This is a genomic window from Actinomadura sp. NPDC000929, assembly GCF_040492065.1.
Classification (GTDB): Bacteria; Actinomycetota; Actinomycetes; order Streptosporangiales; family Streptosporangiaceae; genus Spirillospora; species Spirillospora verrucosospora.
The window spans coordinates 22,269-32,734 of the sequence record NZ_JBEUPA010000098.1; the positions used below are offsets into that span (position 1 = coordinate 22,269).

Genomic DNA, 10,466 nt, shown 5'->3' on the forward strand with positions numbered 1-10,466 from the left:
CGGCAGGGCCGCTTCGCTTACACCTGTGCGTCGCGGAGGCTCAGGATGTAGGTCGCGGTGAGGGCGACGGCGCGGTCTTCGTCCTGGGACAGGTCCGCGAGGGCGCGGGATGCCGTGGGGCCCGGGATGTCGGCCAGCGCCTGGGTCAGCCGTCGGCGGGCGGACGAGTCGGCGGTGCCTTGGGCGAGGTGGTCGACGAGGCCGGCGGCGATCTGTTCCGCCAGCGCGGGACGGCTCGCCAGGGCGCTCAGGGCGTCGGCCGCGTCGACGTCGTTCGCCTCCTCGACGATCATGTCGATCAGCGTCGGGACGGCATCCTCCCCTCCCCGGGTCCCGAGCGCGAGGGCCGCGTGCCTGCGGACCACGACGTCCGCGCTCGCGAGGGCGTCCCGCAGGAGTGCGGTCGCCCCGTCGCCCTGTAGCTCGGCGATCGCCCGGACGGCCCGTCTCCGCACCTCGGCGGCCGGTGAGGCGAGGCCCTCCGCCAGCGGCGCCAACGCGCTGTCGCCCGATCGCGCCAGAGCCCATCGGAGGGCTCCGGCGACGTTCGTGTCCGTCTCGCTCAGGGCCGCCTCGACCAGTGCCTCCACCGGCACCTCTTCGACCGAGGACAGGGCCGCGCGCTGGCGCTTCCCGGCGCTTTCCGACCCCAGCGCCTGGAGGAGCGCGACGATCTGGAGGACGTCCTCCCAGCCGGCGGGTTCCGCGGCGTCGATCCGGCGGAGCCGCGTGAGCAGCTCCGTCTCGCGGGCGATGCGTTCCCGCGTCCGGTGGACGAGGCCGGCGACGAGCTCCGCGGGCGCGAAACCGGGGTCGTCGAGCGCGCGCCCGACCTCACGCAGCGACAGCCCCAGCGACCGCAGGCTCTCGATGTGGAAGATCCGCCGGATGTCGTCAGCGGAGTACTCGCGGTAGCCCGCGCCGGTACGGCCCGTCGGGCGCAGCAGGCCGAGCGACTCGTAGTGCCTGAGCATGCGGGCGCTGACCCCGGACCGCCGCGCCACGTCACCGATCAACACCGCCCGTCACTCCTCCTGCCCGTTCGCGCCGAGGACCATGATGCGCTTCGCCTCCTCGATCGCGAACTCGAACCCCGCGTCGGGGTCGCGGAGCAGCCTTTCCGTGGCGATCGCGTGCACGCGCACGCCCGGGTCGGGGTTCGCCTGAGCGGCGCGCAGCACCGGCAGGATCACCTCGCCGAGGGCGATCAGCGCGCGGCTGAGGCTCTGCCGCATCGCGCGGTCACCGCGCCCGAGCTGGGACGCCAGCACCGCCGCCAGCTCGGGCCGCTCGTCCTCGGGCGCGAGCACGACCGCCGCTCGCCAGGCGCTCCGCGCCACCTCGTCGTCGGCGCCGGTCAGGAGCTCCCGCGTGATCGCCGGCCACGCCCGCGGGTCCCCGACCTTGGACAGGGTGTGCAGGGCCTGGCTGCGGGCCTGCGCGTGCTCCGAGCCGAGTTCCTCGACGAGCCTCGGAACCGTCGTCGACGACGGGTGGCGGGTCAGCGCCCAGGTGAGCATGTCGCGCACGAAGAACTCCGGTTCGACCGCGCACCGTTCGAGGAGCTTCTCGACGAACGCCGGATCCGGGGCCGTGCCGACCGCCATCGCCGCGCGCAGCCGCACCGACGCGTCGCCGTTCTCCAGCGCCCGGAAAGCCCGGTCCGTATCCGGCATGGTCATCGTGACCACCTCCCTGGTCGCAGTGAAGAGCCTGTCACCGTGTCAAGGTCAAGCGCGTCCACGACCGGGCGGGGTGCCCTACGGTCTTCTTCACACGGCCCGCCGGTTTGAGTCGGGGGACGGTGTGAAATAACAGCATTTGATTACTCTCGGGGGGAACTCGTGCGCACGCTGTTGAACGTCCTCTGGCTGGTCCTGGCGGGCTTCTGGATGGCGATGGGCTACGTGGTCGCCGGGTTGATCTGCTGCATCCTCATCATCACCATCCCGTTCGGCATCGCCTCGTTCCGCATCGCGGGCTTCGCCCTGTGGCCGTTCGGCCGGACGACCGTCCCCCGGCGGGACGCGGGCGCGGGCTCGCTCATCGGGAACATCATCTGGATCGTCTTCGCGGGGTGGTGGCTGGCCCTCGGGCATCTCGTCACCGGCGTCCTGCTCTGCATCACGATCATCGGGATCCCGTTCGGCATCGCCAACTTCAAGCTGATCCCGATCTCGCTCACCCCGCTGGGCCAGGAGATCGTCCCGTCGGACCGCACCGCGACCTTCTGAACGCCCCCCTTCCGAGGGCTTCACGGGCCCGGGCGGGACGGTTACCCTCTAACTGGCGTCCACGCCGGTCGTACGTGCCTTGCTCTGGGAGAGTCCCCACGGGACTTGTTCGGCTCTTGCACCGGCTCCTCTGTGTCCCGCTCAGCTGAGGAGTCGTCCCCCCCGTGAAGCCCAAGCACGCGCACTTCGAGCGCAGACCCTCCAGACGCGCGGCCGGAGCCGCGCTGGCCTCCGCCGCCGCGGCGGCCGTCCTGTCCTTCGGCACGCTGGTCGCGGTCTCCGCGCCCTCGTCGGCCCAGCCCGCGTCCGCGATCGCCTGCACGTATCCGGCCTGGGCGGAGGGCACCTCCTACAAGGTCGGCGACAAGGTCGTCTACACCGGCCGCGGCTACGAGGCGATCGTCGCCCACACCGCCTACCCGGGCGCGAACTGGAACCCCGCCTCCACCCCCACGCTGTGGCGCGAGCTCGGCACCTGCGACACGACGGGACCGCCGACGACGCCGCCCACCACCCCGCCCACCACGCCGCCCACGGACCCGCCGACCACCCCGCCGCCCGGCGGGAACGAGACCTGCGCGGTGAGGTCCAAGCCCGCCGGCAAGATCCTCCAGGGCTACTGGGAGAACTGGGACGGCGCGTCCAACGGCGTCCACCCGCCGTTCGGCTGGACGCCGATCGACAACCCGGTGATCAGGCAGCACGGCTACAACGTGATCAACGCGGCGTTCCCCGTCATCCGCTCGGACGGCACCGTCCTGTGGGAGGACGGCATGGACTCGACGGTCAAGGTCTCCACCCCCGCCCAGATGTGCGCGGCGAAGGCCGCGGGCGCGACGATCCTGATGTCGATCGGCGGCGCCGCCGCGGGCATCGACCTCAGCTCCAGCGCCGTCGCCGACCGGTTCGTCCAGACGGTCGTGCCGATCCTGAAGAAGTACAACTTCGACGGGATCGACATCGACATCGAGACGGGCCTGTCGGGCAGCGGGAACATCAACCAGCTGTCGGCGTCGCAGTCCAACCTGATCCGCATCATCGACGGCGTGCTCGGCCAGATGCCGTCCAACTTCGGGCTCACGATGGCACCGGAGACCGCCTACGTGACCGGCGGAAGCGTCACCTACGGCTCGATCTGGGGCGCCTACCTGCCGATCGTCAAGAAGTACGCGGACAACGGCCGGCTGTGGTGGCTGAACATGCAGTACTACAACGGCAGCATGTACGGCTGCTCGGGAGACTCCTACTCCGCCGGGACGGTCGAAGGCTTCGTGAAGCAGACCGAGTGCCTGAACAACGGCCTCACCGTCCAGGGCACCACCATCAAGGTCCCGTACGACAAGCAGGCCCCGGGCCTTCCGGCGCAGCCGGGCGCGGGCGGCGGCTACATGTCGCCCGGCCTCGTCGGCCAGGCGTGGAACCACTTCAACGGCCAGCTGAAAGGCCTGATGACCTGGTCGATCAACTGGGACGGGTCGAAGAGCTGGACGTTCGGCGACAACGTCCGCGGCCTCCAGGGACGCTGACGGCGTGACCGCGGGGCGGGCCCGGCGGCGTCCGCCGGGCCCGTCCCACCCGGCCCGCCGGCCTTGACATTGACGGCGGTGTCAAGGAGTACCGTCGCCCGTGAAGGCGAGGAGGGCCGATGCGGATCGGGGAACTGGCCGCCCGCGCGGGCGTGAGCACCCGCATGCTGCGCTACTACGAGCAGCAGGGGCTGCTGCCGGCGCGGCGCGCGGCCAACGGCTACCGCGAGTACGAGGAGTCCGACCTGCGGCTCGTCGCGCAGATCCGCGCGCTGCTGGAGACGGGCTTCACGCTGGACGACACGCGCCCGTTCGTCGACTGCCTGCGCGCGGGCCACGCCGACGGCGCGGCCTGCCCGGAGTCGGTCGCCGTCTACCGGCGCGGGCTCGCCGCGATCGACGCGGAGATCCGCGCGCTCCTCCGGCGCCGCGCCGAGGTGGCGGAGCGGCTCGCCCGAGCCTGCCCCGGCTGCGCGCCGGGCCCGGCCGGCGCGCGCCCGGCGCCGGGTCAGGAGGTCCAGGCGGTGCCGGTCAGGCGCTCGTAGACCTCGACGTAGCGGGCGCGGGTGGCCTCCACGACCTCGTCGGGGATGGCGGGGCCGGGCGGGGTGCGGTCCCAGTCGAGCGTGCTGCTCCAGTCGCGCACGAACTGCTTGTCGAGGGAGTGCTGCGGACGGCCGGGCACCCACTGGTCGGCGGGCCAGAAGCGGGACGAGTCGGGCGTGAGCACCTCGTCGCCGAGGACGAGGGAGCCGTCGGCGGCGCGGCCGAACTCCAGCTTGGTGTCGGCGATGATGATGCCGCGCTCGGCGGCGAGGGCCGCGCCGCGCCGGTAGATCTCCAGGGTGACGTCCTTGAGGCGGGCGGCGGTGTCGTCGCCGATCTCGCGGACCACGTCGTCGTAGGTGATGAACTCGTCGTGGCCCTCGGCGGCCTTGGTGGTCGGCGTGAAGATCGGCTCAGGCAGCCGGTCCGCCTCGACCAGGCCGTCGGGCAGGGAGACGCCCGACACCGTGCCCGACTTCTGGTACTCCTTCAGGCCGAGCCCGGCGAGGTGCCCGCGCGCGATCCACTCGACGGGGAGCATGTCGAGGCGGCGGCAGCGGATGGCGCGCCCGGCCCACTCCTCGGGGACGTCGGTGGCCGAGACGACGTGGTTCGGGATGATGTCGGCGAGCCGCTCGAACCACCAGAGGGACAGCTGCGTGAGGATCTTCCCCTTGTCCGGGACCGGGGTCGGAAGGACGACGTCGTAGACGCTCACCCGGTCCGACGCGACGAGGATCAGCTCGTCGCCGTCCGCGTAGACGTCCCTGACCTTGCCCGAGTGGACCAACTCCATGACGCTCCCCATCTAGCCGCCGTGCCGGTAGGAGTCTTCCACAGCGCCGCCCCGCCACCTGCGGCGGCTCCGCCTCGCCGGGCCCGTCACGTCAGTCCTCGACGAACACCCGCACGCTGTCGAGGGTGCTGTCGGCCGCGTCCGGGACGACCATCCCGGCGGCGACGCCGGAACGCAGGTACTCCATGACCGGGGCGTTGATCCGCTCGCCGGGCAGCACGGCCGGGATGCCGGGCGGGTACGGGGTCAGCATCTCCGCGCTGACGCGGCCGACGGCGTCGGCGGCGGGCACCTGCTCGGCCGGGCCGAAGAACGCGTCCCGGGGCAGCACGACGAGTTCGAGCCGCAGGTCCCCGGGGGACGGCACCTCGACCGCCGGCGCCCCGCGCAGGTCGTCGAGGTGGTCGTGGAGGTCGCGCAGCGCGCCGAGCAGCATCCCCGCCGTCTCCTTGTCGTCGGCGAAGGTGAACTGCGCGCTGATCCGCCGGTGGTCGGACAGGTGCATGTTGACGCGGTGGTGCTCCCGCAGCCAGTCGGCGGCCCGGTAGCCGGTGACGCCGAGGCCGGCGATGTCGATGACGAGGGGCAGCGGGTCGAAGTCGTGGGCGAGCCCGGGGCCGGTGAACTCCTCCCGGCCCTGGACCTCGAAGCCGTCGAGGGCCGCGATCTGCGAGCGCGCGTCGGCCGCCAGGCCCAGCGCGTCCTGCAGCAGGGCGCGCCCGTGCTCCACCATCTGCCGCCGCCACGCGTCCAGGCCCGCGTAGATCAGGACGGACGGGCTGGTCGTCCCGAGCAGGTCCTCCCGGGCCCTGAGGACGGCCGGGTCGACCAGGTCGCCCTGCTGGTGGAAGACCGACCCCTGCTCCAGCCCGGCGCCCATCTTGTGGACGCTCGTCACGCACACGTCGGCGCCGGCGTCCATGGCCCAGGTCGGCAGGTCCTCGTGGAACGGCGGGTGCGCGCCCCACGCCTCGTCCACGATGAGGGGCTTGCCGTGCTTGTGGCAGACGGCGGCGATCGCGGACAGGTCGGCGCACGTCCCGTAGGGCGTCGGGCTGGTGACGAGGGCGCCGCGCGCGTCGGGGTGCTCCCGGAACCGCGCCGCGAACGCCGAGGGCGAGGGCGGGTGGGCCAGGTGCCGGTCCGCGTCCCACTGCGGCTCGACCCAGATCGGGCGGACTCCGGAGAGGATGAGTCCTGAGACGACCGACTTGTGGGCGTCCCGCCCGACCAGGAGCTTCTCGCCCGGGCCCGCGACCGACAGCATGGCGCTCTTCACCGACAGGGAGCTGCCGCAGGTCGAGAAGAACGCCTGCTCGGCGTGGACGGCGTCGGCCATCAGCTCCTGGGCGCGCTCCAGCACCTTGTGGTTCGACTCCCGGTCGTCGAGGCCGGAGATGGCGAGGACGTCGGAGCGGAAGACCGCGTCGCCCAGCACCTCGCGGGCGCGCGGGTCGGCGCCGCGGCCCTGCTTGTGGCCGGGCGGGGTGTAGGGGAGCTGCTGCTCGCGGTGGTAGGCGGCGAGGGCGTCCAGGACGGGGGCTTCCGAGTGGTCCATGCGGGTCGTGTTCCCGGGCGTCTCCGGCTGTAACGCGGAGCGTTCCCGGTGCCCCGGGGGATAGTTCCGGCCGTAGTAATACAAGTTTGGACGAATGGGGCAGCGGTCTCCGGGTACGGCGGGCGTGAACGCGTACAGGGAGTTTTGCTTATGAACAACCGCGTATCGCCCGAGGTGGAGCTGGCGTGGGAGGACTTCCACCGGCTCGTGAACATGACCTCCGACGAACTGCGCACCTGGTTGCTCACGGACGCGTCCGGCGAGGAGGCGTTCCCGGCCGATGGCCCCGGCCCCGGGGTGTCGGAGCTGGGCGCCCGCGTGGTGGACGTGCTGCGCAAGCGGAAGGTCGACCTGACCGAAAGCGACGGGGAGGTGATGCAGGAGGTCGTCGACTACGTGGAGGACCGCCTGGAGCACCGACCGCCGAACGCGGAACGGGACGAGGAGTGGCGCCACGCGCTGATGAGCGTGGGGCACGACCCGCTGCGTCCCGAACCGTCCAGCGCTTAGGAGGCGAGCACATGCCGAACCCGCAGCAGCCCGAGATCCGGCGGTCCGGGAGGACCGCGGTGACGGACGAACCGGCGCCCGAGGCCACCGACCCGAAGTCGACGAGGGCCAAGGGCCACGCGCACGGCACCGACAAGGGGGACAGGGGCGGCGGCAAGGGCGGCGGAACGCCGCCGGACCAGAAGCCGCCGCACCCCGCCTAGCAGCAGGCCGGAGGCCGCCCCGGAGAGAGTCCGGGGCGGCCTCCCGTCTGCTGCCGCCCGGCCGGCGCGCGCCGGCCGGGGCGGTCCGGCCGATGGACAACGGAAGAGGGAGGGGTGGTACGAGGGTGTTCGAATTGTCCCCCGGGCAGGGTTGGGTGGAGATCGGCGAGCTGCTGCTCGCCATGGTGCTGTCGGCCGCGATCGGACTGGAACGAGGGCTGCGCAACAAGAGCGCGGGACTGCGCACGCACACCCTCGTCGGCGTCGGCGCGGCCCTGTTCATGCTGGTCAGCAAGTACGGCTTCGAGAACGTCCCCGGGAACGTCTCGCTGGACCCCTCCCGGGTGGCGGCGCAGATCGTGTCCGGCATCGGCTTCATCGGCGGCGGGCTGATCTTCGTCCGCCGGGACGCGGTGCGCGGGCTCACGACCGCCGCCGTCGTGTGGGTGACGGCGGCCGTCGGCATGGCGGCCGGCGGCGGACTGCCGGTCCTCGCGGTGGCGGTCACCGCGATCCACTTCCTCGTCGTCTACGGGCTCAGCGGGTTGACGAAGAGGCTCCCGCTGGAGCGCTACCGCCGGGCCGGGGTCGCGCGGCTGCGGATCGTCTACGGGGACGGGCGGGGCGCGCTGCGGCAGGTCCTGATGGAGGCCACGCGGCGCGACTTCGTGATCCTGGAGGTCCACGTCGACCGCGACCACCTGCCGGACGACTCCGACCGCGGCCGCGACGAGCGCCGGGACCGGCGCGAACCCGACCGGCGGCGCCCCGGCAACGCCGTGGTGACGCTCACGCTGGAGGGGACGGGCTCGGTCCCGGAACTCGCCGCGGTCCTAAGCGAACTGCAGGACGTCGTCGGCGTCACGGTCGGGGCCGACCGCGACGACGACAGCGAGTGAGGGGCACGGCGCCCCGGGCGGCTCAGGGGACCTCGGTCTGCGGGCTGTAGCCGTCGTCCTCCCCGCCCGGGGCGTCGGCCTCGGCGTTCGGCGGGTCGGTGGGGCCGGGCGTGTGCTCGCCCCCCACGTCGGCGTCGTCCTCCTGCGGAGCCCCCGCCTCGGCGCGCCGGTCGGCGAGCGGCTTGTCCTCGTCGTTCTTCCGGTGGGTCATCGCACCTCCTCAAGGGAGGGACGGCCCGGCGGGGCCGCCCCCGGGACGGTCAGCCGCGCGCCTTGCCGATGGCGTCGCGGACGCGGTCGACGACGGCCGCCACCGGCCCGACCGCGAGGTTCTTGGTCGGCGACTCCGTCCCCTGGTGGGGATGGGTCGGCGCGATCGCCTCCGCGGCCCTGACGGCCTTGGCCATGCCGCGCATCTGCTCGGGCGTGGCCTCGCGGGCGATGCGCGGGAACTCCTCTTTCTCCTCGTGCGAAGCGTGCGCCGCCAGGTCCCGGTGGAACCTGGCGAACGTCTCCTCGAAGTCGGCGGACTCCGGGTCCATCTTCTCCAGGTCCGACAGAACGCCCTTGGCCTTGTTCTCCTCCTCCAGCCGCGCGTCCACCACGCGGGAGCCGTCCCCGCGCCGGGCGAACGGGTGGACGACCTCCTCCTCGGCGGTCTCGTGCACGGCGAGAAGCCTGCGCAGCCGGTCGAACGCGTCCTTGCGCACCTTGCCGTGGTTCTTCTCCACGGTCGTGGCGAGGTGGCGGATCTCCTCGTGCTGCGCGAGCAGCAGATCGACGACGTTCTCCTTGGTGGCCTGGTCGGCCATGACGACCTCCTGTCGGTGTTCGGCGCCGGGGGCGTACGACTCGTGGCGATACCCGAGGTGAGGGCTTCAACCATCCGGGCGCCGCGGCGGGCTGAGTAGGGTGAGCGCATGCTGTACGGGCGGGACGGGGAACTGGCCGCGATCGACGGGCTCCTCGACCGGGCCCGCGCCGGGCGCAGCGGCGCCCTTGTCCTGCGCGGCGAGGCCGGGATCGGCAAGTCCGCCCTCCTCGACCACGCCGCCGGCGCCGCCGACGGCATGCGCGTCCTGCGCGGGACGGGCGTCGAGACCGAGAGCACCATGCCGTACGCGGGCCTGCACCTGCTGCTCGGCCGCCACCTCGACCGGATCGGCGGCCTCCCGGACGCGCAGGCCGAGGCCCTGCGCGCGGCCCTCAACATGGGCGGCCCGGAGGCCGAGAGCGACCGGTTCCTCGTGGGGCTCGCGGTGCTGACCCTGCTGTCCGACCTGGCGGAGGAGCGGCCGCTGCTCTGCCTGGTCGACGACGCGCACTGGATGGACGGCTCGTCCGCCGAGGCGCTGCTGTTCGCCGCCCGCCGCCTCGACGCCGAGCCCATCGCGGTCGTCTTCGCGGCCCGCGACGCCATCGCGCCGGAGTGCGCCGCGCCGGAGTTCGTCGCGCAGGGGCTGCCCGAGCTGCGCCTGCGCGGCCTCGACGAGGACGCGGCGGCCGGGCTGCTGGCCGAGCGCGCCCCCGACCTGCCCGGCCACGTCCGGCGGGAGATCCTCGCGGGCGCGATGGGCAACCCCCTCGCGCTGCTCGAACTGCCGGGCCGGGGCGGCCACGGGTCGGCCTACGAGCGGATCCTGCGGTCGTTCGCCGAGCGGATCGCCGCGCTGCCCGAGCCGGCGCGCGGGCTCGTCCTGCTCGTGGGGGTGGACGATCTCGGCGACGCCGGGGTGGTGGTGAAGGCGGCGGGCCGGTTCGGCGCCCCCGCCTCCATCGGCGACCTGGAGCCCGCCGAGCGCGCGGGCCTGCTGCGCACCACGCCCGACGGGCGGCTGGAGGTGCGGCACCCGTTGATCCGCACCGCCGCCGTGCGGGAGGCGACGCTCGGACAGCGCCTCGCCGCCCACCGGGCGCTGGCGGAGGCCTACCTGGAGCGCGGCGACGTGTGCCACCACGCCTGGCATCTGGCCCGCTCGGTGACGGAACCGGACGAGCGCGTCGCGGCCGTCCTGGAGAGGACCGCCGAGACCGAGCGGAACGCGGGCGGCAACGCGGCCGTCGCCGCCATGTACGAGGCCGCCGCCGGTCTCACCCCGGACCCGGCCGAGCGCGGCCGGCGGCTGGCGGCGGCGGCGCGGGCGCCACGAGCCGCGAGTCGCCGGGGTAGGTGTGCTCCCACACCTCGGCCAGC

General features: G+C 73.3%; 13 protein-coding genes. 7 read left to right on the plus strand and 6 right to left on the minus strand.

Annotated elements, in window-relative coordinates; translation table 11 throughout:
• Positions 1-17: 17 nt before the first annotated feature.
• Positions 18-1,019, minus strand: a complete 1,002-nt coding sequence (locus ABWI04_RS28290) for a HEAT repeat domain-containing protein (protein ID WP_353834347.1) — start codon at positions 1,017-1,019, stop codon at positions 18-20.
• A gap of 6 nt (positions 1,020-1,025) precedes the next feature.
• The gene (locus ABWI04_RS28295; RefSeq protein ID WP_353834348.1) at positions 1,026-1,682 is read right to left on the minus strand and encodes a HEAT repeat domain-containing protein; all 657 of its coding nucleotides are present in this window, start codon (positions 1,680-1,682) and stop codon (positions 1,026-1,028) included.
• A 162-nt stretch (positions 1,683-1,844) separates the two neighbouring features.
• Between ABWI04_RS28295 and ABWI04_RS28300 the strand changes: the two genes are divergently transcribed.
• The 3 genes from ABWI04_RS28300 to ABWI04_RS28310 all read left to right on the plus strand — a co-directional run bounded on the left by ABWI04_RS28300 (position 1,845) and on the right by ABWI04_RS28310 (position 4,305).
• Complete coding sequence (locus tag ABWI04_RS28300; RefSeq protein WP_345180262.1) at positions 1,845-2,234, plus strand: YccF domain-containing protein; 390 nt, start codon at positions 1,845-1,847, stop codon at positions 2,232-2,234.
• 164 nt (positions 2,235-2,398) lie between these two features.
• Positions 2,399-3,760 carry a carbohydrate-binding protein gene (locus ABWI04_RS28305; protein WP_353834349.1) on the plus strand — a complete coding sequence of 454 codons (1,362 nt, stop codon included), beginning with the start codon at positions 2,399-2,401 and terminating at the stop codon, positions 3,758-3,760.
• A 119-nt stretch (positions 3,761-3,879) separates the two neighbouring features.
• Positions 3,880-4,305, plus strand: coding sequence for a MerR family transcriptional regulator (locus tag ABWI04_RS28310; RefSeq protein ID WP_353834350.1), 426 nt, complete (start codon positions 3,880-3,882; stop codon positions 4,303-4,305).
• On the opposite strand, the gene ABWI04_RS28315 is transcribed toward ABWI04_RS28310, so the two are convergent.
• A complete protein-coding gene (locus tag ABWI04_RS28315) occupies positions 4,269-5,102 on the minus strand; it encodes a phosphoribosylaminoimidazolesuccinocarboxamide synthase (RefSeq protein WP_345180257.1) in 834 nt (277 codons plus the stop codon). The genes ABWI04_RS28310 and ABWI04_RS28315 overlap by 37 nt on opposite strands.
• A 91-nt stretch (positions 5,103-5,193) precedes the next feature.
• Complete coding sequence (locus ABWI04_RS28320) at positions 5,194-6,660, minus strand: aminotransferase class I/II-fold pyridoxal phosphate-dependent enzyme (RefSeq protein ID WP_353834351.1); 1,467 nt, start codon at positions 6,658-6,660, stop codon at positions 5,194-5,196.
• 150 nt (positions 6,661-6,810) lie between these two features.
• Here ABWI04_RS28320 and ABWI04_RS28325 point away from each other — a divergent pair, with 150 nt between their 5' ends.
• The 3 genes from ABWI04_RS28325 (at position 6,811) to ABWI04_RS28335 (ending at position 8,272) form a co-directional block, all read left to right on the plus strand.
• Complete coding sequence (locus tag ABWI04_RS28325; protein WP_353834352.1) at positions 6,811-7,170, plus strand: DUF3140 domain-containing protein; 360 nt, start codon at positions 6,811-6,813, stop codon at positions 7,168-7,170.
• Positions 7,171-7,181: 11 nt separating this feature from the next.
• Positions 7,182-7,373, plus strand: a complete 192-nt coding sequence (locus tag ABWI04_RS28330) for a hypothetical protein (RefSeq protein WP_345180253.1) — start codon at positions 7,182-7,184, stop codon at positions 7,371-7,373.
• A 92-nt stretch (positions 7,374-7,465) separates the two neighbouring features.
• On the plus strand, positions 7,466-8,272 hold the full coding sequence (locus ABWI04_RS28335; RefSeq protein WP_378189736.1) for an MgtC/SapB family protein: 807 nt from the start codon (positions 7,466-7,468) through the stop codon (positions 8,270-8,272).
• Positions 8,273-8,294: 22 nt separating this feature from the next.
• On the opposite strand, the gene ABWI04_RS28340 is transcribed toward ABWI04_RS28335, so the two are convergent.
• Positions 8,295-8,483: a hypothetical protein gene (locus ABWI04_RS28340; RefSeq protein WP_345180249.1), complete on the minus strand. Its 189-nt coding sequence runs from the start codon at positions 8,481-8,483 to the stop codon at positions 8,295-8,297.
• A 49-nt stretch (positions 8,484-8,532) separates the two neighbouring features.
• Positions 8,533-9,084: a hemerythrin domain-containing protein gene (locus tag ABWI04_RS28345; protein WP_345180248.1), complete on the minus strand. Its 552-nt coding sequence runs from the start codon at positions 9,082-9,084 to the stop codon at positions 8,533-8,535.
• Positions 9,085-9,192: 108 nt separating this feature from the next.
• Between ABWI04_RS28345 and ABWI04_RS28350 the strand changes: the two genes are divergently transcribed.
• Positions 9,193-10,466 (plus strand): AAA family ATPase (locus ABWI04_RS28350; protein ID WP_353834353.1); only part of this gene is annotated, 1,274 nt, incomplete at its 3' end.

Bases quoted from the DNA above. Each gene is read 5' to 3' on its own strand.
- ABWI04_RS28295 (WP_353834348.1), bottom strand. From the start codon at position 1,682: ATGACCATGCCGGATACGGACCGGGCTTTCCGGGCGCTGGAGAACGGC.
- ABWI04_RS28310 (WP_353834350.1), top strand. From the start codon at position 3,880: ATGCGGATCGGGGAACTGGCCGCCCGCGCGGGCGTGAGCACCCGCATG.
- ABWI04_RS28315 (WP_345180257.1), bottom strand. From the start codon at position 5,102: ATGGAGTTGGTCCACTCGGGCAAGGTCAGGGACGTCTACGCGGACGGC.
- ABWI04_RS28320 (WP_353834351.1), bottom strand. From the start codon at position 6,660: ATGGACCACTCGGAAGCCCCCGTCCTGGACGCCCTCGCCGCCTACCAC.
- ABWI04_RS28325 (WP_353834352.1), top strand. From the start codon at position 6,811: ATGAACAACCGCGTATCGCCCGAGGTGGAGCTGGCGTGGGAGGACTTC.
- ABWI04_RS28330 (WP_345180253.1), top strand. From the start codon at position 7,182: ATGCCGAACCCGCAGCAGCCCGAGATCCGGCGGTCCGGGAGGACCGCG.
- ABWI04_RS28335 (WP_378189736.1), top strand. From the start codon at position 7,466: ATGGACAACGGAAGAGGGAGGGGTGGTACGAGGGTGTTCGAATTGTCC.
- ABWI04_RS28340 (WP_345180249.1), bottom strand. From the start codon at position 8,483: ATGACCCACCGGAAGAACGACGAGGACAAGCCGCTCGCCGACCGGCGC.
- ABWI04_RS28345 (WP_345180248.1), bottom strand. From the start codon at position 9,084: ATGGCCGACCAGGCCACCAAGGAGAACGTCGTCGATCTGCTGCTCGCG.